Here is a 25,260-nt window from a genome sequence, read left to right as displayed (position 1 = left end):
CCTCCTAAAATCTCGTTTTGCCGCTGCCGGCAGGTCTCTGCGGTTGCATCGGTTCAAGATCGACGGCCTCCATGAGGTCGTTGAGGGATTCCATTCGCCCGTTTCCGGTGAATTCCCAACCGAAGATCGCGCAGATATCCCGTTCGATGTTGAGGATGCCGCCGGTCGTCTCAGCCAAGCGGACCAAGAGGTCCTCAGCGGAAGACCCGCGCCGCATATGGAGACGCGACATTTCCCTCGAGAGCTCTGCGTTCTCCAGGGCGATCACCTTGTCGCTCAGCGACTTGACGATGAACAGGACTTCGAATTTCATGTTGCCGTGCGCCATGCCCGGCGTCTCATCTAGAATCAGCTTGCCGCCATCCAAGATAAGCTCGAATTCTTGCGAGTCGTTTCCGAGCCCATAGCGACCGTCGGTCAGCTTGGCCACGAAATCGCCGACGTTGCGCGGTTGCGCCCTGGTGAAGGATGCCGTGTCAGAAAATAGGTAATCGCAGACCCCCGAGGCAGAATCCTTGAGGATGACGATGCATCCGGATGTGTCGATGGCTTCGAGCATGGAGCAGACGTTGTCCGTTGCGCTGGAATCGTAGAACCCCGCCTCGGATTCGAGCTCCTTGCCGAATGCGGCGCGAATGATGCCCTGTGCGAACTCAATATCCGACCGTAGGTCATCATAGACAGCTTGGTCTTCGCCCGCCCGTTGCAAAGCGCTATCCAGAATCTCATCGGTCAATCCGTTCGGTATCTCGACGTCTGGGAAGCGGGACGGCTTCGCAATTCGCGAGACGGCTTCACGCGCCCAGCTATTGCATATATCCTCGACGAGTTCCTGTATACGCGAGGTTCCATGCGATAGGACGATGTGTCTGTCCGGTTGGATGCGTGCGGTCTCGGCCGCCTTCATGATGGTCGCGATGAGGTTGCCGAGGTTGACGAGCGAGCGACTTCCTACCGCCTTGGAGAGGAGCATCTCATAGCTTTCCTCTGCGGAGATGTCTCGAAGCCCGAGAATCTTTTCCGCGACCGAGAAGAACTTTGCCGAGATAGCGGAGATTCTCGCGGATACGGTATCGCCCCCGTCCCGAGAGAGGATGAGCTGCCCGTTGGGTTCGGGATACAGTCGCTCGCAATCTCGGAGGGAACCCGAGATGAAGGCACCAGCCTTCAATCCATCCCGTTCCACCGTCCACGTATCGCCTCGGCGGCAGAGGAGAACCGCATCGGGTACCTTGAATCCTTCGAGAATCTCTATGGGAATCTCCCGCATTGCCACTGTCGTTCCAGTCCTTTCGATATTCTGCACATTCGTATAGCCTGACTTTACGAATGCGAATAGATGCATACCGAATGGGGGACAGAAGTAGACGCGAACGGCAGAAGGAGAGGGGATACCCCCTGCGGAATATCCCCTCTCCTTCTAGCTTGTATATGGTCCTAGAACTCGACATCCTCGTCGTAGAGCTCGAGTTCGGGTCTCGGGATGACAGACGGCTGTCCCGCCTGTCGGTCCGCTGCCTCCTCGCCCTTCGCATCGCACAGGTCATTCAGCGGCATGTCCTCGGCGCCACCCATGCGGTGATATTCCAAGGCCACCTCCTTGCTGCCTTGGCGAGACGCCGCCGCATCGCGGTCCTCGAGCATCTGCTTCGCATCTGCGGCGGCACGCGACATCTCCTTGCCGGATGCCTCCAGATTCTGCTCGTAGTCGCGAGCGTTGAGAAGGCGGGCATCGTAGGCATCCTCGATGCCGGCGACCAATGCGCACGCGCTGAATTCCTGTGGGGCGCGGAAGTCATAATCGAAATTGCCGCGGGAGTCCTCACCGCTGATGGGGTAGACGCGGACGGGCGTATCCGACTTGAAGCTCGCCGTGAAGGGCTTACCGGACTGCGCATAGGCGAGCTGCCTGTCCGTGAGGAACTTGCTCACGATCATGCCGCCGAGGTCTTGGTTGCCGACCATCGTGTGGGGAGGGAGCTTGCACAGCAGGAAATTCTTATCTGGGCCGCCTTCTACGGGGACGGTCTTGACCTTCATGTCGCAAGGGGCGAAAGTGAGTCCCGTGTATTCGTAGGACACATCGCGCTGCGGCTCGGACTTGGCGGCTTCGTTGCCCTGATAGGCCGACGCCACGGCAGCCGCCAAATCACTCGGCATGATGGCGGGATTGCCCTCGCCGGGATAGTCGATGCGCCGGTTCTGCTCGTCGTACTTGAAGAAATGCACGTCGCGGTCGGAGCGGAAGCCGTACTTCACGGGTTTCCCCGCATCCTTGTCCTGCTTCATGAACTCACGGGCGGGCATGGAGACCTTTAGGCCCGAAAGGTCCTTGCCCCCGACCACAGTGCCCTTCGGCATCGTCATGTTGATACGGAGGCGCTCGGTGCCGTTGCGGTCCGTATAGGGCTTCACGCGGACATCCTTGTTCTCGAAGCTGATATTGATGTACTCGGGCTTCTTTTCCGCACCGCTATTTTTCATGTCCTCCTCCTTTTCATTATTATTCTTCTTATTCTTCTCTTCACCCTCTTCGGCTTTCTCGTCTTGCGCGACGGCGGGGGAGAAGGTTGTTTTTGCCGCAGGGTCTTCCTCGGGAACGCCCGCGTCGCTCGAACGGTCGGCGGCGACACCCTTGCGCTTGGATGCGGCATCGACTTCCGACTGAACGAGGTCTCCGAGGCTAATCGTCTTGCCGGTGGGCTTTCTCACGGTCTCGAGATGGATACCGCCATAGCCGTCCTCAAGGGCGCGGTCGACCATGCCCTCGAGCTTCATTCGCATCTCGCTTCCCTCGGGGAGCTGTCTGATGGCCTCCTGCACGCTGATTGCGGCATTCTTGAAGCCCGCGACGGCCTTCTCGCACTCGAAGCCCGCATCGGCCTTATCGACGTTTTCCACGGGATGCTTCTCGCGGTCGAGTTTGACCTCATCTCGGACGATATCGATGACATCGTGGTATCCGAAATCGAGTTGCCCGCTGATTCGCGGTCTGACCCCGCAATCCCTGAGGAAGGACCTGAACTTCTTGAGGGTCTGCTCGGAAAGGCCGCCGCTGGGGACGAGTTCGTACTGTGCGGCGTCGAAATCGACCGCCGTCTCGATGGCGGCGCGGTAGAAGGAATCTTCGCGGTCGCCCTTGTAACCCCAGAAGCTGTCGACCACCGGGCCGCACACGATCACGGCGTCCTGCTTGGGATCGATGGAGCGCCGATTGAGGTCGGCCTGAATGGACGCAAGCTCGATGCAGCTTTCGAGTGACCCGTCTGTGAGCCGAATCGCCCGCTCGTCTCCGCGCAACGCCTCGAGTTCCATGTTGCGCCGGCAGGATGGGACGGCGCTGGCGCTGTAGCCCATTTCGGTGAGAGCGCCGGCGATAAGTTTACCGAGCGTGTTGGTATTCGGGCCGTGCAGGTTGATGACCAAGGCCATGATGACTCCAATCGCTTCACGTTGCGTATTTGATTCAGAGTATGGAAGCCGAAGGATTCTGGACCGGACGATGGGACGAAAGTAGAGGGCGGGATACCGTCTTAACGGCCATCCCGCCCTCTATAACAGATTCGCAAACTTAGTAGTTCGCGAGATGTTCCGCGGCATCCAACATCGGAAGCCCCACGCCCTCCATGCCGTAACTCATAGATTCGGACACCTCGGTTTTCTCATCGCACAGCGAATCGATAGTCTGCTCACATTCGGGAGCCTTGTCCGGATCCATATACGGCTCAGTCGCCACGGTCACGACCAGCTCGACAATCTCGCGGTTCTCATCGATGGCGGCGGGCAGTTCAACCTCCTCGATATCGCCCTCGAATCCATCGGGACGGAAAGGCTCGAAGATGATCGAATCGTAATCCTTCGTACTTCGGACGCTGTTCGGGCGGTAGAAGTAGCAGGATTCGCCCTCAACCGTCACTGTTCCTTCGATGAAGTTGTCGTCGTTGGTGCTTTCGATCTCGACTTGGATATCCGGCACGCCCGTGCGGATGCATTCCTCCGCCTGTGCTCGCTCGGCGATACGCGCCCGCTCTTCAGGCTCAAGGCTGAAGCGCTCGGCCATGATGCCGAGAAGCTCGGGCACGGACTGCGTGCTGATGACGTCGGCACCGCTGAGAAGCGTTGCAAGGGAGCGTAGGGACCTATCGGCCGCATGTTTTTCACAGGCATCTTCGCCAAAAGTCGAAAGCAGGGCGATGGGGTCGACTACGGGGCCGCTGTAGGGGATATCGGCTACGCTCTCGAATCCTTGGAACAGTTTCCCGTAGGCGAGCTCGGACGGAAAGACATTGAAGATTGCAGTCTCGTGATCATGAAGACCGCTCGGCACGAAATCAGTGGTCGTGACAAGGAGGTTGAACTCAGGGAAATAGTTCACCCTCTCACTCGACGTGAGCTTGTCGAGCAGTTCCTTGGCTCCCGGGCCGAGGGTCCGTGCGAACATCTCGGGCAGCGGCTTGCCATGCGATAGCTCGTAACCCTCTCGGTCGGACATCAGATGTTTTTGATAGTACGAGGCAGCATCAACCAAATCGGAAATACTGCCGGCATCGATGGTCGGACTCCAAGAGAACAGACGGGACAGGCCAACCATTCGACCATCCTTGAAGGTGAAACCGTCGGCATCGCGCTCGTATGAATCGATGATGGCGAAGGCCTTGCATTGCCCGCCCTCGAAAACCATATCGGATACATAGTCGCAGCCTTTGAAGAACTCACCGCTGGCGATTTCGGGGGTTTTGACGTTGAAGATGGCGGTCTGCCGTGTCTCCGGCTCTTCGCTCGGATCGAAACTGGAAGTGACGGCAAGAAGGTTGAACTCAGGGAAGAACGTCATGCTGTCGTCCTTGACGAGCGCCTCGAGAAGCTGGTCTTTGTCCTGGAAACCACGGGGTCTATACATGGCTACTCTCCGATTTCCGAATTGTCGTGATTCTTATCTTCCTGGTCGCGATTGCCCGCATCGATATCCTGCGAGATAGAGGCAACCTCGCGGCGGTCTTCGCACATATCATCCAAGCTCTCCCCGAGACCGGCGATATCGTCGGCGAACCGCTCGCAAAACCCGTGCGCATCATCGAGGTCGGCGCAGAAGTGTCCGTAACCGCAGTTATGCCCGTCGGTGAGGACCTTCACATCGAACCGCGCTCCTTGGTCATATGCGAACGAATCTTCCTTGATCTCGGAAATCTGGAACTCGGTTTTCACACCATCATGTTCCATGATGTACTCCTCGGTCGGGAAACCGCTCACCTTCTCGGCAAAATGCGGCTTGGAGCACATCTCGGGGTTGTCCCACAGGTCATGGATGAACGCATTCTCATCGCCCTCTCGGTAGACGAACCCCATCGTCTCGAAGCCGTCCTCCGGTAGATAGAACCCGCCATCCATCTGAAAACCCGAATAGAGGTCCTCGCCCTTGTCAGTCAGCTGGCGCATCTCAACGAGCGCACGCCCATCGTGGTGCGCCCCGGTCACGAACAGCGATCCGTTCTCATCCCAGATCCCGTCGATTTCACAATCGGCGAAGATATTGTCCCCGCCGTGCCAGCTCTCAGACGTATCGACCGCCTGCTCGAAGCTCTCGTAGACGGTGATTCCGCCGCGCGGACCATCATAGAGTCCGTTGCCGCCTTTGACGAGGATGGAATTTCCCCAGTTCTCGTTGATTTTTTCAGATCGGTTGACGCTTCCGGAGCCGAAGAACTCTCCGAGATACTCGGAAACCTCGCCGAAATCGCCACCTTGTTCAGCATCGAATTCAAAGCGTTGCTTAGCCTCGAGATCTGCATGTTTCTCGATGGCACGGCCATTTTCCACGTCGAAGCCCATCTTCTCAAGAGCCGATGCAATGTACTTACATCCCGGGGCCTCATTGGCAAGTGTCGCGCAATATGTCTTACTGCAAAGTTCGACATCGAAGAACTGTCCAAGTGCATCGATTTCGTCATCATCGAGCACCTGTTTCAGCGCATCCATATTCTTCTCGCAGGCAGCCGTCAGCTGGTCTGCACGCTCTGCCGACAGTCCTCGACCGTGCTCATTGCGGAACTTCGCCTGGACTTCCTCAGTGCTGTAACCATCGGCATACTTGTAATAGTTCTCGACGGTGGCGTATGCCGCATTGGCCAAATCAATCTTATCGGCATCGATATCATCGAGCTTAGAGAAGGACAGCGTTGCCTTGTCCTGTCCGCGAATCAACTCGACCTCAATGTCGTTTCCGAGCTTTCGCGCAGAACAATAGACATCGTTGATAATCTCAATCGGGTCTTCCGCATCGATAAACAACTCGACATCGGAGCTGACATCCATAAGTTCATATCGGCTGGCACCTTCGAGCCAATCGATGATATCGTCGATGCTGTCGCGGGCATCCTCGAGCAGGCTCTCGTTGCTGACGGCCTCGAGGTGCCCATATCCGTTGAAGCGGTAGCAGTCGGCATCCGACTCAACGTGGCGGCTCTCGCTGAGAGCGGTTTCCACGTCCCAGCCGCAGAGCCTAGCGGCTTCCTCCACGGAATCATACGTGTCGAAATGGCCGTACTGGTTCGCGGAGTCGTATGCCTTCGCACAGTCCAGCAAATCGCTGTCGCTAGCCTCGTTGAGCAGGTAGTCTTTCAAACCCACGCGGTTCATAGTTCCTCCAGAGGGTCAGGGTGGTCACATTCGAATCATCACGCTCGACACAAGCCGGAAATCCCAGTGGGACACAAGTAGACACGCAGTTGCGTAATTAGGTTCTACATATGCGAACTTGAGTCGTGGCAGTAAGTCCCGAGAATCCTTCCTCGTCCGCATATCCCCCTGCTTTTCCTCGTTCTTCTTTTTTTCTTCTTCATATCTGTGTAGCTCGGAAGCGCCCTATGCGCCTACCGAGCTACACGCAGGACCGAACCGTCATCGATTCGCGTCCTCACGCTCTCCCAAATCCTCTTCGCCATTAAGCGTTGCCTCTTCGGCTTTAGCGGCGGCAAGCTCATCGAGCGATTCGCCTGCGGAGGGCTGTGTCTCGAGCTCGGCAAGGACATCGTCGACCTTCAGCTCGACCTCCAGAAGCGTGAGCATCGACGGCATGGTGAGAAGCTCATCGCCGAAGACCTTCTCGACTGCCTCGCTGGGCACATCGAACAGATAACCGTCCTCATCGCGTAGCGCATCGAGGGCGGCGGGCGTAAGCTCATGGAACGTCAGGAGGGTCGGCGGCTCACTGTAGACCTTGCACGCAAGGGTGCCGCCGCACTCGCCCCAGTCTGCTCCATCGCGTGTAAATGGGTGCTCATCGGGGATCGTATCGGCATCGCTGAGAAGGAAGTAATCCCGTTTCCCCTCGGCACCGTACATGCGCTGCACGGCGAAATGAACCTGACACTCCGCAGGTCGCTTCCCCTGATCGTCCACGGGATACATAATGTCATCCAATGCGACGAAACATGCATCGATGACGGCATGTTGCACCGTTTCATCGTCCTCTGGGTATTTGGTTCGCACCTCGCCCCCGAAGGGCTCGAAATCATCCATTTTGTACTCAGTCTGGCTCATAGCAAGTCCTTTCAAAGCGGTTTACCGCTTCCATACTCGATGTTTGCCGTCCACTGGCACAGCGACGGGACAGAAGTAGCCGCCCGACACCGTCTGGCGGATGCCTACACGTCACCGCTTTCCTTGAGCTTGCTCGGCATAATCGTTAGCGGGACCTCATCGCCGCATTTGAATTTGATTTTCACAGGCGTCTGCAGATCATCGATGTTCCAGATGGCAATCCCGCTCGCAGTCTGCCCCGGTCCGACCTCGACCGACTCGGGGTTCCGGTAGCCGCCATCATCGTCATAGAGTGCCCCGAACTGCAACATCTCACCGTCCTGCACCGCGCACAGCAGATCGACAGGCGAGATGACCGTCTTGGTGTCTGAATTGTTCGTAAGGAGAAGATCGCAGACGAGTACCTCCTGCGGCCCGAGGGAGCCGGACGAGGCCCCCGTCTCAGTCGAGGCGTTGACATCCCAAGACCCGCGTCCCAGGCGATACCCGACTACGCTGATATTCACCGAGGAATCGGCAGGCTCAATACTTGCGGATTGGATGGTATCGGATTGACCGCCGACCGCAGCCGCCCCGCAGCCGGAAAGCCCGACGGAGGCGATGCTGAAAACAATGGCGGCCATAGCCGCCGGAACGATGAACCGTTTCATGTCTCTATCCTGTCTATCTCAAAGGCCGCTTGGGGTACGGTCTTTGATAAAATGATAACACGACGAAAAACCTTTGATAGAATTGACGGCACGCCGGCGATTTTCCCTCAAACCCTTTCGCTAGACGAAGTGGACGAGAACCACACCGAGAATCAGGCCCGACAGGTTGCAGGCGCAATGCGCGATAATGCTTGAGCCGATTCCGCTGCGCTGCCTGAGACCGCCCAGAACCAAGGCGCAGACGAACGCATACGCCGACTGCACGATATTGAAATGGAAAGCACCGAACAGCGCGGCCTGCACGAGGTTCGCCGCCCAAAACGGCAGGCCGTAGCGCTCAAGCGCGGTCAGCGAGACACCGCGGAAGCAAAGCTCCTCGGCGAGCGGATCGATGACGCAAAGCTGGGCCAGATAGGGGAGCGTGACGGCGGCCGAGGCCGCGGTATCGACCTTGGAGACGAGCGCGATGATGCCGATCGAGACGGCTTGAAGCAGGATCCCCGCGCTGATGGCCGAAAGCACGCCGAGCGTCCCCACGCGACCGACCCCGAGGCCGAAAGACTGATACAGCCAGACCATGACCGCAAGCACGAATAGCGATGAGACAGTGTGCGCGACGTCTTCGGAAAGTCCCAAGGAGAGGGTGGCCAGCCCCGCCGCGAAAAGCGAGATTCCGAAAAGCACGGGCGCGATGAAGGCGAAGCGCAACGGGACACCATTGCCCTCGTTATCAGCCTCGCTCTTCCCCTCGGACTCGACCTCGACCTGCCTCATTTAGCCCTCCCTGCGCTCAGATGCCTGCCGATAGCGCGGACACCCTTCACGCAGGCGACGAAACCGCTCGCTGCGAGCGCAGCAGTCGCGGCAAGTGCGACAAGGCCGAGCGCGACCGTGCCGGCATCAATCGCCACCTCGTCCTCAAGGGCTTTCTGCGCGATATAGCCCGAGAAACCGATAGACCCCAGGCACGAGAGTCCCGCCGCGAGCGCATTGCGCTCAGTATCGTTCCACTCCTCGGTATGGGGACGGACGGAGAACAGGAACCCGTCCACCAAATCGACCGAATCCCCGACCTCGAGCCCGTTCGTCTCGAGCAGGGGGCGGACGAGTCGAAACGCCTCGCCGTTGCCCACATGTCTGACGCATTCGGCCTTCCTGAGCACGATTACCGTAAGTTCATCCGCCCTATCGCGGCACCCTGAATCACCGCTCATTTCCGTTTCCCCTTTTCATCGAACACGAACTCCACCTTGCCCGACTTGTCTGCGGCCAGCCTGAGCTTCGCGCTGAATTCCTTGCCCGCTTTCGACTTGAACCCCGAGATCTTCCCGGTCGTACCGCCCTCGAGCAGCTTGGCGAGCTGTGTCGCCGTCAGCTTCTTGCCGGCAACCGTCTTCCAGATCGTGAATCCGCATCCCTCGGTTTGAACCCAATTACCGTGCCCGTCGCGCTTGCCCTTGTTGGACGAGCAGCTGCACGCCTTCGCACTGGAACCTCGGTCGACGACATCCGCGCCGCATCGCGGGCATTTCCCGACGACCTTGGAACCCACGGGTCCCAAGCTGCCGAGCTTCTCGCCGTTCCTCTTCATGACCTCAAGGTCATGGATGACCATATCGGTGACGGAGTTAACGACACCGTCGGCATCGACCTCGAACCTGCCGACCGCCTCCATCTGATTGAAGAGCTTCTCGGTGGCTTCAGGCGACGCTATCTGGCACCCATCGAGCAACTTGTAGGAGACGGCGCCGCAATCGGTAAGAGACAGCGTTCCCTTTTTCTCCCTCATGAGGGCGCGGTCCTCGTCCTTGGTGATCTCGGCGAGCGTGCTGGTGCGCGTGGCACCCGTACCCACGTTGTATTTCTCAAGTCGCTTGGTGAGCCACTTCATAGTCGGCTTCTGCGGGCGTTTGTTTGCCCCCTCGAAGCAGAACGGGGCTGCGGTTCTGCCGAATTCGGCCGTGTTCTCCTTCTCGGCACCCTCCTGGGCTTCCTCCTGCGAGGCATCGGAATCGAAGATGGCCTTGAACCCGCGCGACAGCGGCACCTGCGTCGAGCCCGTGAACTCGGGAAAACCCGCCACGTGCGCACGCACGAGCTCATACTCATAGTCTTCCGCGAGCATCGCGAGGTAGTTTTTCGCCAGGACGATATAGATGTCGCGGGCGCATTTGCCGTACTTATCGAGCACGTCGAGGCTCGCAGGGATATTAACGCCGGGTCGGTTGGCGCCGTGTGCCCCGCCCTCCTTGACGTGCGTCTTTCGAGCGACTCTATGGGAGCAGACCAATGGGTCGACACCGACGACCGCGCAGATCCTGTCCACCAAGGGGAGAAGCTCATTGAACTGCTCCGGTGTGATCTGCTTGTCCTCGGTGCGTGGGTAGCTCACCACCTGGTCCTCATACATCTTCTGGTAGCACGCCAGCACGTCCGCGGGCTTATGCCCGCGCCTAGCCAAGATGCCGGACAGCCCCGCGAGGTCGAGCAGCTTGCCGGGTGCGGTATGCTTTTTCGTCCTGGAATCCTCGACCACGCGCGACTCATGGAGATGGCTCAAATCGACCTTGTCGGCGGAATCGAGACGCCACCCGTCCCCGTCCTCATAGGTACGTGCGAAGACGTTACCGTTCTCGTCGCGGAAACGCGCCTCGAAGAAGGGCTTCTTGACATAGCCGTTGTACGCCTCGAGCTGGTCGCCCGTGAGCTTCACCATGACCGACTTCAGGCGCCCCTCGCGCACGACCGTTCGGAACCCATGGTCGCGGGCAATGCAGGTCGCCGCACGCACGAACTGCATGGATGCGAGATCCCAGCGCTCGCGCACATGCGCCTTGACGAAATCCCCGTCCTCCTCCATGGCCCCGAGGGTCTTACGCCCCCTAAAGGCCTTCTGGACGCTCGCGGGAGCCTCGTCGGTGAAGTACATGCGGCTGGTCTTGCCGTGCCAACCGCACTTCTCGAGCGCCTCCCAGGCCAAAAGCTCGCCCTCACCGGAAGGGTCCACATCGGTCGCTATGCAGACCTCGTCCGCCCCCGAAAGCTCGCGTTTCAACTCCGAGATGACATCTGAGCAGCCCTTCAGCACACCTTTTTTCCAACTGAACTGCGCAAGGTCCCAGGGCAGTTCGGCAAGCGACCATTTCAGCATGGCTTCGGACTTGTCGGCGGGAACCTGCCTGTCGGGTGGCAGCAGGCCCATGACGTGCCCCCTGAGGGCGCATATCTTGTATTGCACACCGGCATACGAACCGGAACTTCCTCCGAGAGCCTTCGCGAAGTTACGCTTCGCACTCGGTTTCTCTGCGAGAATGAGAATCATCGCAGCTCCTTTCAAGGGAAGGGCGGGGCATGCTGCCGTCCTTGGTTTTCCAAGCGGAATCGATTTCTCGTGCCTTCAGCACGGCGCGGAGCATCGGCCCCTCATCGCATCCCATGAGCCAATCGCAGGGTACGCCGAGGACGAGGGAGAGCCGCAGGATGCATTCGTAGTTCGGAAGCCGCGTCCCCGACAGGTACTTCTTGAAAGAATCCTTGCTGATGCCGCAGACGCGACCGAGTTGATACAGGTTCTCGTAATCGCATGCCTCGGCGGCCCTGCGCAGGCGCACCTTGAAGCGTGCCTTGCGCAGGGCGACCGTACGGTCGGTGTCGGGATCGGTCGCGACCACAGCCATCAGCCGCCTAGGATGCTGCGGGCGATTTGGGTCGATTTCAGAAGCGTCATGGCGAGGACGAGGCATGCGGCAATCACCTTGACGAGGACGCCGAGCGTGTCCGTGACGCTGATGCCGTGGCTGATATCGCCCGCGACCGACACGACGATGAACGGGAACATGTAGAGGACGACGATCATGATGACGCCGGCGAGGCAGAGAGATAGGAATTGTTTGAGATACCCCCATCCCCAGCTGCGGGTCTCGTCGAAGCCCATGAGGGCAAACGGAATCGGGGCGAACATGGCGGTCAGGTAGATCTCGAGGGCGCGGCCGATCATCATGTAATAGGAGATGACGACCGCGAAGGACCCGACAACCCAGGCGAGCAGGCACTCTAGGCAGATGATGAGGCCCTGGATGAACTGGGTGTCGTCCGCGAACTTGATGAGCGTATCGTTGCCCGCCCAGGTATGGATGACATCGGCGGCACTGCCCATCGATCCCGCCGTGGTGTTGGCTGACTTGATGATCCCGAGAACCATCGTGTAGAGGTCCTTTACGATACCCAGGCCGTTGCGCACCATATACATCATGACGGCGCACCAGACGAATAGCGAGATGACCTCGCGGACGGAAGGCATCATGCCGCCGCCTTGATCCATCTTCTTCGCGATTTTCAGAAGCTGGAGAAGCATGCCCATGGCGAGCAGCGTTGCCGCGACTGGCTTGATGGCGACATCGGAGACGTTCTCGATGAAGGTAGACAGGCTGAACCTACCGCCGTAGGACCCGAGGAGGTTATCGAACCCGAGCAGCAAATCGGAAGACTTGAGGCTGGACTCGATTCCCTGGAACAGGGCCTTGAGGAAACCGTTTGCCAAGGGCTCGACTGTCTGCTCTTGAAGTACTTTGAGAAGGGCGGTGAAGGCGCTGCCGACCCAGTCGCCGATCGCGCCTGCGACGGTCGTGACGATATCGTCAAGTCCCCAAGCGGTTGCGCCCCGGGGGGTGGCGAGAATCCCGATTGCGAAAACCGCGAGGGAAATCGTAAACGTCGCGATGGCCCGCCTATATGATGGGCTGCTGACACGGTCGAGGCGTTTGGCCATCGAGTTGCATGCTGAGGCTATGGTGCCTTTCGACATGTTGATGATACCCTCGTTGCGGGCATAGCCCAAGGCGTCGAACCTGATTGCGGCGGCGTCCGTCATTGGACATCGACCTCCTCGAACTCATGTGTGTCGGTGTGATAGGTGACGTTGATGCGGGTGCTGCTGTCGCCGTCGCCCGTATTGGCATTCCTGATGCCGAAGCTGAACGTCTTGACCCCGTTTGCGAAGACATCGGTTACGGCTCCGTCCCAGACGAGTTCGGTGGTAGTCGAGTGGTTGGCGAGAAGGTAGTCTACAAGCGAGGCGCGAAGCTCTTTTGTTTTTCCATCGATGGACGATTTGAAATTCGGGTCGTCGAGGGCGGGAATCGAGACGTCTTCGCAGGAACGGCTGTTGGTGTAGCCCCCCTCGTTGTGAAAGAGGTCGCAGGAGATATCGTGGTATTCGTCATTGCCCTCGCCGTTGGCGGCGGGGTTGACGGTCGAGAGGGTCATGATATGGGACTTGCCATCGGAATCGATGACGGACAGCACGTTCCAAGAGAGGGCTCCGGACTGGTCGGCGCCGAGCGTATCCGCAGCCGTGATGGCGAAGGACTGCTTTTTGGTCACTGTCTTGGTTTTATCGCCGCCGGTTTCGCCGTATTTTTCGGTAATGATACCGTCCTTGATGGTCATCGAACCTGTGCCGTCGATGGCGCCCCATTTTGAGTTCTCGAGGGTGGCCACAATACCCAGTGTGGCATCGTCATAGTCCTTAGCCACGTCTCGCTGTGCTTCGGACAGTGAGACCTTCTCCTTTTGGCCGCGATCGGTGCCGGCGTCTTCCGAACGCTCGATCTGATCATGCTGCTCGGTCGGGGGATTGCCTCCGTCTCCGTGAGCGACGCACGACGTGATGCCGTTCATCGCGATGAAGAGAACGATGCCCGCAGCGACTGCGACGATGGCCGTATTGTTCTTAAGAAATTCAAAAAACCTATCCATCCTGTCTCCTTTCCTCATCATGGCTATTGCGTGAGGTCGATGCCTCCGAGCCAGCCCCATCTGCATCCGGTGCCTGCACCGTAGAATCTGATAAAGGTATCTAGGCTCTTAACCGTGATGGGACCTTCGTTGCTCATGACTTTGTTGTTACCGATGTAGATACCGACGTGTCCGTATGTGAGTCCCGCCGATCCGGTACCCGGGTGGGAGACATCGGCGATGATCATCCCGACCTTGAGTTCGTTTCGGTTGGAGCTATGGCACCAAGAGCGGCACATATCGCAGGCGTTGCCCCCGTAGAAGCCGTAACCCGCGTTCCTGAAGACGTTGGAGACCCATGCGGCACACAGGCCTTGACCGGGTGTCGGCGTCGCATAAGCCGAGTTGACGATTGCCTGCTGGCGGGCCGTGGCTCCTGCGATTTGCGGGGCGCCTCCATTGGCACCATGGTCGCCATCGGCATCCCCGCCATTCTGCAGTGCCTCGAGATACCTTTCTGCGGCATCGTAACGAACCTTCAGGCGGGGGATACCTGCGACCTCCCAGCCATAGAGGAACTGGCGGACGGCGTCTTTGACATCGGTTGCCGCCAAAAAGCCCTTTTTCGAGCCTTCGACATAGGAGCCGGATGGCGGGTCCTCGGACATTGATTCGGGCGAGTGATCATATGTGTTGATGTGGTAACCGCTCCACCAATTTGATTGCCACTTGTCGTGATCCCAGAAAAAATCAAGTTGGACACCGACATCGGTCCAAGACTTGCCGACTGAATTGGCGTAGTTCACGAGATTAGTGTGACGTCCGTTCGTCCACTGACATAGGCCGATGCCGTTCGCGTTGGTGCCGCCGCCCTCTTCCGAACCGGCATGCATGCCGCTCTCTCCATACATATTGCCCATGATGGCGGCGATCTGCACGTCATCGAGTCCCTTTTCCCTGAAGAAGGTTGCGACCTGAGTCTCGGTTTCATTCAGGCCTTGGACGGTAGCCTGGCTCGGATCGCAGAAAAGCGCGACGACGAACAAGATGATGAGTAGGACGACGACCGCAATGACGGCGAAGACGGAGCTGCCGAGGGCGGCGGCGATACTGCCGAACAGGCCGGACAGAAAGGAGCCGATACCTTGAACGAGCGCGGCGAGACTTTGAAGGGCCTGCTTGCCGGCATTCGCCAATCCGGAAACGAGCTTACCGATAAGGTTTGCCTTTTCGTTCGCGTCGGCGATTTCCCCCGCAGCGGCCTTGGCCTTTGCGATGGACATAGACCTACGCTGCATGGAATTTGAAAAGGAGGCGCGTTGCACATCTCCAGATGTTCTCGCAGCCCTCTTCTCGGCCTGCGACATGAGCTGCGACTTGCTGCCGCCCTTTGCCTTGGCTCGGGCATTCCTGAAGTCCTTGGCCTTGCCGCGGACATAACGCCCGGCGCGGGCGGATTCATCAACCTTATCGAGCCCATCGAGACTGCCGTCATCGTCAAGCGCAAGGATGGCGGCCTTGGAAGTCTCGGCGGAAGATGAGAAGAAGCCGCGTGCACCGACTTGCTTGCCGACAGCTCTGCTGGCCTTGATTGAGCGCCCCGCGGCTACAACGGCGCGGGCAGAGGACCTGACGGCGGTGCCGGACACCGAATCGTCTCCGATGGAGGCGACGGCGGAATTGACGACCGCATTGGCTGCCGCGGATTTGAAATTCGCTACCGCCTGGGCTCTCTTCTCGGCCTTGGTGATGAACTCCGAGGCCTCCCTGTGGGCCGCGGCCATTTCATCGGATGCCTTTCGGACGTCCTTGCCTTTGGCGACGACGTTCCCGGCGGCGTTTCGCACGTCCTCCGGAGCATCGGCATACTTGGCCCCGCCAGCGGGGCTTTCCTTGCCAGCCCGATAGGCGGTGGGCTTCGGTACGGATGGCTCGGCCTCCCGCTCGGCTTGCGATATGAACCCGAAGTCCCGAGTATCGCTGATTCCAGTGTGCTCGATTGCGTCCGCGGATGCCTCGAACTCGCCCTTAAACTTTTCGGCCCGCGATTCTGGACCGGATGGATCGGAGGTCTGGCGGGTATGCCCGGAACCATGCTCTACCGTATGGGTTTGGCTCGGGGAGGTCTCGGTCTTTTCGGGATGAGAGCCGTGGCGGGCAGGCATGCCGGATGGGACTTTCTGCTCTGTTTGTGCCACGAACCCGAAGTCGTGCGAATCGGATACTCCGGCTCGCACGATGGAGTCGACACCTGTGCCGAGGCCGTCCTTGAAGCCCTCGGCCCTCTCGGCGGAATCGGAGAAGGCGGATGTTTGGTCACCCGAGCTCCAGCCCGATGCGCCGAGCGTCTCCAAGGCATCCTTCTCGGCAGCGGCATAGTCTTGCTTCGCCTCGGAATAGGCGGCCTTCGAGTTATCCAGATTCTCTTGAATCCTCTTGCTGAGATGCACGTCTTTCACATGGCCGCCGGCGAACATATCGGCAGATGCCCACGATGAGGTCGAGGGTTGATGCGAACCGAGCCCGGCTGCCTCCGATACGAAATCGGCTTTATCCTCCGCGGGAGCGTTGGCGGTGCCCATAGGGGAGGGGCTGCCAAAAGATTGCTGCCCTGCTTGCGGAGAACCCGAGTTCTGCCCGAGACCGCCTGTCGGCTGGTCGAGTACCGTCCTGCCGGAATCGTAGGAACCAGAGAAGACGTCGCGGGCATCGGCCTGCACGGACACGGCGGCCCCCTCGATAAAGTCTCGGGAGCCGGCGATGCCTGCCTGCTCGACGGCGTCGTTGGAGGTCATCATGTTTCGCTGTGCGGCGGCGCTGCGGTCGGTGCCGTCGGAAAACGGACTGTCGGAACCCTGCTGCTCCATACGGGAGTTGAAGGCATTGGAGACTGGCTGAATTGGCTGGGCCGCGATAGCGGGGATAGCCTGCTGGGTCTGGGGCTGGCTGAAGTCCCGTCCCGAACCGCCTATCGGCTGGTCGAATCCCGTCCTGCCGGAATCGTAGGAACCGGAGAAGGCATCGCGGGTGTCGACTTGCGCCGAGGCCGAGATATCGGTACCGAACTCGGACGAGCGGGCTACGCCTGCCTGACCGAGCCGGTCGATACCGGTATCCATGCCCGTCTTGAATGCGTCCTGCTCGCTTCGCGAGTCACCGAAAGAGGAACCGAACGTTTCCCGGGCATCCAGGACGCTGAAATTGGATTCACTCGGTGGAATGGCTGACCGCTGGGCATCTTGAGCCCGATTGGCCACCGGATTCGACACGCCGATGGCAGCGGTTCCCGCAGAATATTCCAAGCTGACCGTATCGGCATGACGGGAGAAATCAGCGGTATGGGCGACGGCCCTTTGCACGCCGTCATCATATGACGCTGCAGTCTGTTGCTGCCGTTCGATTTCGGAGGACATACCCGCCACGCTGCCGTTTTTCAAATTGGACGCGTCACTTGGATTTCCATTTTTGGAAGCGTCTGGCAAGATGCCCTCCTTTCGGAATCAAAGTGGTTACAGTCTTGGAGTATCGGTCCGGTGGTCGAGAATATGGGGGCAGTTGCCGCAGCGGCAACTGCCATTCTCCACATTTGGCTACTCGCTCGGCTCTTTTTCTGGAATCGAGGGGCCGCGCTTTTTCTTTCGGCCGCGGACGCGCTTGCGGCGGCGGAATTCATCCTGAGGGGCGATATTCTCAGCTACGCCGCCATGCTTGGCGGCCTCGAGGGCCTCACGGGCCTTCTTCTCCGCCCATTCGTTCGGATCGGTCGAGAACAGCTCGTAGAGGTGGTTGTCGCTCGGGAACTCGCCCTTGATCGGGACGCGGGCGGAGCCGAAGACGAGAAGGCCCCATCCGCGGGGAGCGCCCTCATCGATGCAGGCGACCTCGAGGGGGGACAGGCCGAGTGCATCCGCCCAGTAGTCGCGGTCCTCCTTGGACTGCTTAAGCAGCATGATGAAGTCGGAATTCTTGACGATGGCATTGGCATCCTGGTTGCGGATCATGGATTCGGTCGACTGCGTGATGCCCGTCAGGTACATGCCGAACTTACGGCACTCGTTGGCGAATCGGCGGAAGTAGTTGAGTACCGACGGGTACTTGAACAGCGATTCCATCTCCTCGATGTACAGCCATGTCCGACGTCCATGGTCGAAGTTGCTGTACATGATGTTTCGCACCGTCTCGCAGAACGAGATTAGCGCGAAGACGAGCATGGAGTCGGGCACGTCCTTGAAGTTCAATCCGACGGTGCGGGCCGTGAGGTCGATGTCGGTCTCATGGTTGAAGAAGTTCGAGTAGCCGCTGACGAAACGCTCGTAGCGCAGGGCGATATTCTGCGCCATCGGCTCGGGCTGGCGCTTCAGCTCCTCGTAGAAGTCCTCGAGAATCGGCTCGCGACCGCCCTCCATGTTGTAGCGGCGGAAGATGTTCTCGACGCAGCGCTGGATGATGGAGCGCTCCTCCTCGGAGAACACCGTCATGGTCTCGTTGGCCGCGGCCGCCGCCTGCGCGATCATGGCGTCCGCCTTGAAGGCAACCTGCGTGCCGAAATCCTCGGATTCGCGGCGCTTGTCCATGCCGAGCGGGTTCAAATGCGCGTTGAGGCCGACGCCGAAGGACGCATAGGTACCGCCCGCATGCTCGACCAGCAGCTTGTATTCGCCGGCACGGTCGAAGATGATCACCTGGTCGTCGGGTTTCGAGAGCAGGGTTCCCTCGATCTCGTTCTTGGCGAAGAATCCCTTGCCGGATCCCGTCTTGCCGGAGATGAAGCCGACGGGACTTGCCAGGTTGGCTCGATTGCCGAACACGAGGTTGTTCGACAGTTTGTTCTGGTAGTACCAGCTACCGCCCTCCTGTTCGAGCTCCTGGGTGGCGAAAGGGACGAAAATGCACGCCTCCGACGTGGTGAAGGGTCGAGAGATCTCGATATGGTTGAGTCCGAGGGGCAGGATCGAATTCAGGCCCTGGCGCTGACGGTACTCGAGGGTCTCGACCTGCACGCCAGCCGACGACGCGACATCGAGGATCTGCAGTACCTGCTCGGTCAGCTTCTCGGGGGACTCCGCCCACGTGAAGATGAGGCCGGAGAACATGAAGAGGTGCTGCTGCTGTCCCTGGAGCTGCGTCAGCAGGTCCTCGGTCTCCTCGCGCGAGTATCGGAGTTCGGAGGGCAGAATCGAATAGTCGTAGCCCTGCTGGACGGCCTTCTTCTGCTCCTCGATGGTCTCGGCATCGATCCACGCGCGGCGGGTCTTGACGAAGTTAATTGCCTTGGCCTTCTCCATGGGCTGGAGGTACCAAGTCACCTCGATTGGCATCGACATGTTCACGAGGTTCGCGACGACCGTGTCCTCGAGGGGGGAGTCGTACTTGCGCATGACCAGGACTTGGCAGTACTTATCGTCGACCTTGAAGTACATGTTCGAGCCGTCGGGCTTGAAGTTGATGCTCATCGGCGCGATGAAGTCCTTGGAGCTGTCGGGGCTGTAGATCGACAGGTCGCGTTCGTAATCGAACGAGAACTTACGGTCTGGACGCAGCAGGGACTGGAGTACGGAAAGTCGCTCGAGACCCGTCATCGGCGTGACATCGCAGCGGATCTGCTCGAAATTGCCCGTAAGGTCGGTATTGATGCGCGAAAAGCGCGTGCGTGCCTCGATGGGGTTGTTCGCATGGATGCCGATCGTCATATAGCGGGCGCGTTTGATGTTCGACACGCCCTCCGCGAGTTTATCGGAGAGCACCTCGTTCATCGTCTCTGCATCTTCCTTGAGGACATCGTTTGCCTGGCGTGACGGGTCGTAGAACTGACGGTCGCGAATCTGGTCGTGGCGCAGGGGGGTGTTGATGACGGAGAACTGCACCGTGGTGTCGGCGGGGAAATAGTTGTAGATATCGCACATCGCCGCGAGGATGGTCTTCTGGTCGTCATCGCGGGCGTTCTGATAGGTGATGTCGTCGAAGGAGAGGGTCTCGGAGTAATATCCGTCCTCGACCTCGCAGATGCCGTTCTCGAACATTCGGTTGTAGCCGATCGCATCGACCACGTTCTTCGCGTTGTCGCGTCGGCGTCGCTGCTCAGCGGTGAGTTTATCGCTCTTGGAGCTGCGCTCCTTGAGCTTCTTGGTCACCTCGGCCGCGCTTTTCGCCTGCGTGCGCTCGGCCTCCTTCGCCGCGGCGCGGGCATCGCGGATCTCGTTGCGCTTGCCGGCGAGCTCTCGGTCGAGTTCCCTATGCACCTTCTTGACATAGCGCTTGCGTTCCCGCTTGCCCATCTTCGCGTACTCGGGGTCGAGCTCGAAACCGACCTCACCCGGTTTGCGAAGGCCTGCGGCGAGCGTCTCCATGTTCTTGAAGCTCTCGTCATTATTAGCCATTAGTCGCTCCAAAAGTCTTCAATCTGTCTCTTGTTGGGGTCTGTGATATTCATCGGCTCGAGCTGCCCGCCGGGTTCCCACATCTCGATGCCGTTGGTCTTGTAGAGCTTCGAGAGCTCCTTGCCGTTGGCGCATTTACGCTCATCGGCGTATGCCTTCTTGAGGGCATCGGCCTCGGCCTTGAATTCGCCGCGGTTGCTGGCGCTGACGTATACGAGGCACTGCTCGTTGAAGTTGTGTGCAAACCACAGAGGCGCGAACTTCTCGAAATTCAATCCGTGGGGCGTATAGAAGCCGACCAAGGCGGCAGGTGCGGCGGCGAGCCAGACGAGGTAGATGACATCGTTGATATCCACATGGAACACAAACGTGCAGAGCATGCCGAAAGCCAAGGCACAGCCCACCGCCGCTCCGATGCAGATGATCGTGCGTGCGGTGAGGCCGCCGATGACTTTGGGCTGATACTCGGTTACATCCTTGTGGACAGGTACCGACAGCACCCGCTTAGCCTCGCACCCAGCTGGTGTCGAGCGTGCCGAAATAAAGCGCCGCGGCAGAGACGATTACGCCGCCGATCAGCGTGCCGACGCCTGCGGCGATGGCGGCACCGTTGCCGGATGCGCCGTTGTGGACGTTGATGCCGATGGTGACGCCGCCCCAGACGACCATGATGGCGCCGAGCATCTGGATGCCGCCCCTGAGCAGTCCGGTGATATTGCCGAGGATGCCGCCTGCGGAATCGAGTTGGCCGAGCTGGACGGTGGCGACGGCGAGGGCGTGGTAAATCGGGTTCATATGTGATCCTTTCAGGTAAGTCGGCGCAGATGCGCTAAATCGACCATGTAGCTTGAAAATGCCTCATTGGTCCAAATGTGCCGAATGTGTTACTATTCCTATGCGCCGAGAGGCGCCAGGGTGAAGAGGTTCGTGAGAACCGCTGTCATCTCCTGTCTAGCGCACCCATGAACTGTTTGGGGCCCGTAAGGGAATGCAGGTAGACCGTTCGCGGTCGGGGTGCGCACCGCGTGTCAAGGCGTCGGACCGTCTCTGGTCCGGCGCTTTTCTTTTCCAGATGCTTCGACAGGCATGCGATCCTCCGTACCGGGTACGGGTCGGCGATTCGCCGACCTCATGGACATCACGAAGATACATGGCGCGTCCACGCGGCTCCCAAGTCTTGCCGCAGCGGCAACACCGCGGCGTTTACGCAGGTAGAACTTTCGGATAGAAAGTAAAAAGGGGTTCGGCGAGAGACCTCGGGAACCCCTTGCACACAATTCCTAAAGGCGCGGGTCCTTATCCCTCCTGACTACCCTTGTTCTCATCGGATGGCTTATAGTGCCTGCCGCCGGCGGCGCTCGGACGATCCGACTTTGGCCTGTGCAGGCTTTTCGCCCTCGACTTGGCCGCGATACGGGCGGACAGCTCGCGTTCCTCGCGGCGTCGCTTCTCGGCCATGTACTTCTTGATGTCGAAGTCGGGCGAATCAGCCATCAACTTGTAATTCGGGTGCTCGGTGAGCGGGTATTTCTCATCGATGATGGGGTTTGCGCCGTTGATGAGTACGACGCACTCCGTCTTGGGCAGCTTCGCCACCTCGGCGGGATCGATGAGAGCGCGGCCGACCGTCTGACCGCTCTTTGACCAGCTGCCCTGACCGCCGTGACTCTGCGAGTAGTTCTCCTGGAAGACGGTCTGCTGACCGCAGGAGTCGGAAATGAACTCGCAGGTGGATGTCGTTCCCTTGTTGGCCTTGCCGCCGCCGAGGTACAGGATCGTATCGCAGCAGCCGACGATGGAATCGGCCGTCGCCTCGTCATATAGCTCGGCGAGCTGCGATTTCGCCTGCAGGATGACTGACATCGCGATGTTTCGCGACCTCAGGACGGAGATGAAGCCGGAGATGTCGGCGGGCAGGGACAGCGAACGGTACTCGTCGAGGATGAAGTTGACGGGGCGGGGGAGCTTGCCGTTGTACTTCTCCAATGCCTTGTGGCACAGGACGCGCACCGTCTGGTAGACCATCATGCCGTGGAGGAAGCCGAGCGTCCGCTGGTCGGTGTCGTCGAAGATGGCGAAGATGGCGTTCTTCGAGTCGGGGTCTCCGAAGCGCTCGAGGTGCATCTGGTCCTCGCCGACGACGAGCTGCTTCACTTCCGCAGCGGTGAACGGTGCGAGACGCGCGTTGCAGGTGATCAGGATCGATTTCAGAGTCTTGCCGGCTGCCGACTGGAACTTGCGGTAGTTCTCCAGGGCGTAGTCCTCGGTGGGGTCGAAGCCGCGCTTGCCGTTCTTGTGTACGTTGTCGTATGGGCGCTTGTTGTCCGAGTGGCGGCGGAAGGCGGACGGGACGAGGTCGAATCGCTCTCCGTCCGAGCCCGTATAGACGGTGATTTCCTCCGGGGCATCGGGCGGGGTCGGGTTCTCCGCCGCACGTTCCTGGACTTCGGGATTCTTCGGCTGGCGCTTGACGCGGCGCATGCCGGTCTCGATCTCATCGAAGATGAGGTCAAGCGGGCTCTTGAAGTTCTCGTTGGATTCCGATGCCTTGGCCATCGACAGCAGCTTGAGCAGGCCGCCGATATGGTAATCGCTGGCCGGGCAGTAGTCTCGCAGGAACGCGATGAGTGCCATATAGAGCATCTTCTCGGATTTCTCCCAGAACGGGTCGCCCGAACTCGACTTAGGCGGGGTCGTCATCGAGATGAGCAGTCCGGCGAAGGACTGGATTTCGAGATCGGTTCTGACATAGTGGAGGGGATTGTAGATAAGCGAGCGGTCGGGGAAGAACGTATTGAACGAGCGGATCTCGTATCCGTTGTTCGTGAGCATGTTGCCGACATCGAGCAAAAGATCGCCCTTCGGGTCCGTGATGAACAGGTCGCTGTTCATCTGGCAGACGTTCGGCTTCACGTAGTAGCGCGTCTTGCCGGCACCGGAGCCGCCGATGACGAGCACGTTCATGTTTCCGTCGTAGTTCATCGAGAATCCCTCTCTGCTCCATGCTCGACCCGTGTTCTTGGAAAGAAGAAGTGCGTTCGAGGCGCCTTCGGGGTTCTTGTCATCGATAAATGGGGCGAGTTCCTCGGGAGTCGCCCATCGCGCGGAGCCGTGTTCCTCGCCGACGCGCGTGTTCTTCTGCCCGTAGACGAGGCAGACCATGGCAAGCGCCCATGGGATGCAGATTCCGAGCAGTATGCCGAGCATTCCCGCGTCGTTCACCAAAAGATGGAACGGCTGACGGGCGATATAGCCCCACATCTCCGTCGGGGCGGCCGTGATTCCCTCGAGCATGTCCGAATACGAGCAGGCGCAGTCGATAAACCTATTCCCGAGGTAGGCAAAGGGGATGGTGGCAACCGCAGCGGCGAGGAGCGGCGCCACTTCCTTCGTGACCTTCATTATCGGTTCACCGTCTCGAGCGAGACGTCCTTCTCGGCCTGGGCTGCAGAGCGGGATGCCACGAAGGCGGCCTCTTCGCTCTTATCGCTCATCAATTCGTCGACGCTGCGCTCCTTCATGCTGACGGGCTCGTAGTCGGGGTCGTCGTCGATATACTCGGCATCTTGGTCATGGCTGTCTGGGGTTCCGTCACCATCGCGGTCCTCGGCTGCATCGCGGATGCCGTCCCCATCGGAGTCCCCGGTACCGGGCGCGTCCTGTCCGTCGGCATAGGGGGTTGAGAGGTCGCCGTTATGCGCATCGGGACGCGCCTGCACGCAATCCGCCGTGGTCTTGCTGTTGGAGATGTCCTCATGCAGCTCCGCCTTCCGGGTCTCGCGGGACAGCATTTCATCGGCATCGTCCGCGCTCAGCTCGGCATCGGATCGAGCGGCAGGAGAGGGCTCCACCGTCTTCTCGGCAAGCTCCTCCTCGGCGATCTCCTCCGTGGATTCGGGTCCGGTCTTGCCGTCAGCAGGTGAGCTGCCGGCGCCATCCCCGTCGCGAGCCTCATCGACGTCGTCGAGACTCGGTACGTAAAAGCCGTCCTCACCTGATTCGCGGTCCTCAGCATCGGTATCTACATGGACGTGCTGAGGATCGGGCATCGGCGCTTCAACGCTTAGGTCTCCGCCCGCACCCTCATATCCTTCGGCTTCACCGCCAATCAAAGGAGGCTCATATTCCACGCCGATACGGTCCATGAAGCGCTGGCGCATGAACATCTCTCCGCGCTCGGGACCCATAGCCTCGACTTTTCTCTTCTCGAGGTTGAGGGCCTCGATGGCTCGTTCGCAGTCGGCATTGTCGAGGATGACCTGGTTGCCGATGTGGCGGGCGTTGATATCGTAATCCTGCAGGACAGAGCAGTAATATGCCGCATTGAAGGACGCACCCTCGTCACCGAACTCACCAAATGAGAATCGCGTGCAATTGCCATCGGGCTGGCTTTTCAGGTAAGCCGATTTAGACTTATCCCTGTCAAGCGCATCGAGGTTCATTGCATAAGTGACCAGTCGATGGTCTCTGCTGATATCTTCGATGGCATCTGTGATGACCTTGTTCTTTGGATGGATGATGAAGTGGCCGATGACGGTTGAGTTGGCAAACAGCTTGGGGGACAGCTGTTTGAGCTCTCGAAGTGTGGCTTGGGCGCCCTCATGCGATTTAAACCACGTCTGTGTATATGCTTGGGAAGCCCTCGCACCCTTGCCGAAAAGACCCTGACCCGCATTGGAGAGATCCTTTGCGGTCTTCTTGGCTCTGTCGGCCTCCTCGCGGAACTGCGCGTTCTTGTGGAGTTCATTTCTGATCAACTCCCTGCCGAACATCTCGAGCAGGTTGAACAGTTTTGTTCCCGCCTCGTCTGCAATCGCTGGCATGTCTTCTACCTCCGTGTGTCCACTGTGGTCGAGCCCCATGCCCGACCACAGTGAAAGCTACAACGGAAAGGGCAGTTCCATCCCTCCGTGCCGCAGCGGTCTTATTCAACCGGCTTTCAGACGGTCAACCGTCGA

General features: G+C 59.3%; 18 protein-coding genes. All 18 read right to left on the bottom strand.

Annotation, left to right across the window (positions count from 1 at the left end; genetic code table 11):
- Window positions 1-4: 4 nt before the first annotated feature.
- Complete coding sequence (locus tag AAAV21_RS08755) at window positions 5-1,276, bottom strand: hypothetical protein (RefSeq protein ID WP_349108956.1); 1,272 nt, start codon at window positions 1,274-1,276, stop codon at window positions 5-7.
- A gap of 161 nt (window positions 1,277-1,437) precedes the next feature.
- On the bottom strand, window positions 1,438-3,432 hold the full coding sequence (locus AAAV21_RS08750; RefSeq protein ID WP_349108954.1) for a hypothetical protein: 1,995 nt from the start codon (window positions 3,430-3,432) through the stop codon (window positions 1,438-1,440).
- A gap of 139 nt (window positions 3,433-3,571) precedes the next feature.
- Window positions 3,572-4,900 (bottom strand): hypothetical protein, encoded by a 1,329-nt coding sequence (locus AAAV21_RS08745; protein WP_349108951.1) that lies wholly within the window; start codon window positions 4,898-4,900, stop codon window positions 3,572-3,574.
- A 2-nt stretch (window positions 4,901-4,902) separates the two neighbouring features.
- Window positions 4,903-6,636 carry a hypothetical protein gene (locus AAAV21_RS08740; RefSeq protein ID WP_349108949.1) on the bottom strand — a complete coding sequence of 578 codons (1,734 nt, stop codon included), beginning with the start codon at window positions 6,634-6,636 and terminating at the stop codon, window positions 4,903-4,905.
- Window positions 6,637-6,897: 261 nt separating this feature from the next.
- Window positions 6,898-7,539 (bottom strand): hypothetical protein, encoded by a 642-nt coding sequence (locus tag AAAV21_RS08735; protein WP_349108947.1) that lies wholly within the window; start codon window positions 7,537-7,539, stop codon window positions 6,898-6,900.
- A gap of 104 nt (window positions 7,540-7,643) precedes the next feature.
- Window positions 7,644-8,189, bottom strand: coding sequence for a DUF5067 domain-containing protein (locus AAAV21_RS08730; protein ID WP_349108945.1), 546 nt, complete (start codon window positions 8,187-8,189; stop codon window positions 7,644-7,646).
- A gap of 120 nt (window positions 8,190-8,309) precedes the next feature.
- Entirely contained in the window at window positions 8,310-8,963 is a 654-nt protein-coding gene (locus tag AAAV21_RS08725) for a CPBP family intramembrane glutamic endopeptidase (protein WP_349108943.1), read from the bottom strand.
- Window positions 8,960-9,403 carry a hypothetical protein gene (locus AAAV21_RS08720; RefSeq protein ID WP_349108940.1) on the bottom strand — a complete coding sequence of 148 codons (444 nt, stop codon included), beginning with the start codon at window positions 9,401-9,403 and terminating at the stop codon, window positions 8,960-8,962. Before AAAV21_RS08720 ends, AAAV21_RS08725 begins: the two co-directional genes overlap by 4 nt.
- Window positions 9,400-11,511, bottom strand: a complete 2,112-nt coding sequence (locus AAAV21_RS08715) for a DNA topoisomerase (RefSeq protein ID WP_349108938.1) — start codon at window positions 11,509-11,511, stop codon at window positions 9,400-9,402. The genes AAAV21_RS08720 and AAAV21_RS08715 overlap by 4 nt, the downstream gene beginning before the upstream one ends.
- A complete protein-coding gene (locus tag AAAV21_RS08710) occupies window positions 11,471-11,866 on the bottom strand; it encodes a helix-turn-helix transcriptional regulator (RefSeq protein WP_349108936.1) in 396 nt (131 codons plus the stop codon). The genes AAAV21_RS08715 and AAAV21_RS08710 overlap by 41 nt, the downstream gene beginning before the upstream one ends.
- The gene (locus AAAV21_RS08705; protein ID WP_349108935.1) at window positions 11,866-13,059 is read right to left on the bottom strand and encodes a type IV secretion system protein; all 1,194 of its coding nucleotides are present in this window, start codon (window positions 13,057-13,059) and stop codon (window positions 11,866-11,868) included. The genes AAAV21_RS08710 and AAAV21_RS08705 overlap by 1 nt, the downstream gene beginning before the upstream one ends.
- Window positions 13,056-13,946: a hypothetical protein gene (locus tag AAAV21_RS08700; protein ID WP_349108932.1), complete on the bottom strand. Its 891-nt coding sequence runs from the start codon at window positions 13,944-13,946 to the stop codon at window positions 13,056-13,058. The genes AAAV21_RS08705 and AAAV21_RS08700 overlap by 4 nt, the downstream gene beginning before the upstream one ends.
- Window positions 13,947-13,969: 23 nt before the next feature.
- Complete coding sequence (locus AAAV21_RS08695; RefSeq protein ID WP_349108929.1) at window positions 13,970-17,407, bottom strand: phage tail tip lysozyme; 3,438 nt, start codon at window positions 17,405-17,407, stop codon at window positions 13,970-13,972.
- Window positions 17,408-17,515: 108 nt separating this feature from the next.
- The gene (locus AAAV21_RS08690; protein ID WP_349108924.1) at window positions 17,516-20,302 is read right to left on the bottom strand and encodes a VirB4-like conjugal transfer ATPase, CD1110 family; all 2,787 of its coding nucleotides are present in this window, start codon (window positions 20,300-20,302) and stop codon (window positions 17,516-17,518) included.
- Window positions 20,302-20,802 carry a PrgI family protein gene (locus tag AAAV21_RS08685; RefSeq protein WP_349108922.1) on the bottom strand — a complete coding sequence of 167 codons (501 nt, stop codon included), beginning with the start codon at window positions 20,800-20,802 and terminating at the stop codon, window positions 20,302-20,304. Before AAAV21_RS08685 ends, AAAV21_RS08690 begins: the two co-directional genes overlap by 1 nt.
- A 4-nt stretch (window positions 20,803-20,806) precedes the next feature.
- Window positions 20,807-21,097, bottom strand: a complete 291-nt coding sequence (locus tag AAAV21_RS08680) for a hypothetical protein (RefSeq protein ID WP_349108920.1) — start codon at window positions 21,095-21,097, stop codon at window positions 20,807-20,809.
- 501 nt (window positions 21,098-21,598) lie between these two features.
- Window positions 21,599-23,704: a type IV secretory system conjugative DNA transfer family protein gene (locus AAAV21_RS08675; protein WP_349108917.1), complete on the bottom strand. Its 2,106-nt coding sequence runs from the start codon at window positions 23,702-23,704 to the stop codon at window positions 21,599-21,601.
- Window positions 23,704-25,125, bottom strand: coding sequence for a hypothetical protein (locus AAAV21_RS08670; RefSeq protein WP_349108915.1), 1,422 nt, complete (start codon window positions 25,123-25,125; stop codon window positions 23,704-23,706). Before AAAV21_RS08670 ends, AAAV21_RS08675 begins: the two co-directional genes overlap by 1 nt.
- Window positions 25,126-25,260 lie beyond the last annotated feature (135 nt).

Source organism: Collinsella sp. CLA-AA-H302 (genome assembly GCF_040093305.1).
Classification (GTDB): Bacteria; Actinomycetota; Coriobacteriia; order Coriobacteriales; family Coriobacteriaceae; genus Collinsella.
This window is presented reverse-complemented; position numbering and strand designations above follow the sequence as displayed.

Coding starts and splice junctions, on each gene's coding strand:
- AAAV21_RS08750 (WP_349108954.1), bottom strand. CDS start 3,432: ATGGCCTTGGTCATCAACCTGCACGGCCCGAATACCAACACGCTCGGT.
- AAAV21_RS08745 (WP_349108951.1), bottom strand. CDS start 4,900: ATGTATAGACCCCGTGGTTTCCAGGACAAAGACCAGCTTCTCGAGGCG.
- AAAV21_RS08740 (WP_349108949.1), bottom strand. CDS start 6,636: ATGAACCGCGTGGGTTTGAAAGACTACCTGCTCAACGAGGCTAGCGAC.
- AAAV21_RS08735 (WP_349108947.1), bottom strand. CDS start 7,539: ATGAGCCAGACTGAGTACAAAATGGATGATTTCGAGCCCTTCGGGGGC.
- AAAV21_RS08730 (WP_349108945.1), bottom strand. CDS start 8,189: ATGAAACGGTTCATCGTTCCGGCGGCTATGGCCGCCATTGTTTTCAGC.
- AAAV21_RS08725 (WP_349108943.1), bottom strand. CDS start 8,963: ATGAGGCAGGTCGAGGTCGAGTCCGAGGGGAAGAGCGAGGCTGATAAC.
- AAAV21_RS08720 (WP_349108940.1), bottom strand. CDS start 9,403: ATGAGCGGTGATTCAGGGTGCCGCGATAGGGCGGATGAACTTACGGTA.
- AAAV21_RS08715 (WP_349108938.1), bottom strand. CDS start 11,511: ATGATTCTCATTCTCGCAGAGAAACCGAGTGCGAAGCGTAACTTCGCG.
- AAAV21_RS08710 (WP_349108936.1), bottom strand. CDS start 11,866: ATGGCTGTGGTCGCGACCGATCCCGACACCGACCGTACGGTCGCCCTG.
- AAAV21_RS08705 (WP_349108935.1), bottom strand. CDS start 13,059: ATGACGGACGCCGCCGCAATCAGGTTCGACGCCTTGGGCTATGCCCGC.
- AAAV21_RS08700 (WP_349108932.1), bottom strand. CDS start 13,946: ATGGATAGGTTTTTTGAATTTCTTAAGAACAATACGGCCATCGTCGCA.
- AAAV21_RS08690 (WP_349108924.1), bottom strand. CDS start 20,302: ATGGCTAATAATGACGAGAGCTTCAAGAACATGGAGACGCTCGCCGCA.
- AAAV21_RS08680 (WP_349108920.1), bottom strand. CDS start 21,097: ATGAACCCGATTTACCACGCCCTCGCCGTCGCCACCGTCCAGCTCGGC.
- AAAV21_RS08675 (WP_349108917.1), bottom strand. CDS start 23,704: ATGAAGGTCACGAAGGAAGTGGCGCCGCTCCTCGCCGCTGCGGTTGCC.
- AAAV21_RS08670 (WP_349108915.1), bottom strand. CDS start 25,125: ATGCCAGCGATTGCAGACGAGGCGGGAACAAAACTGTTCAACCTGCTC.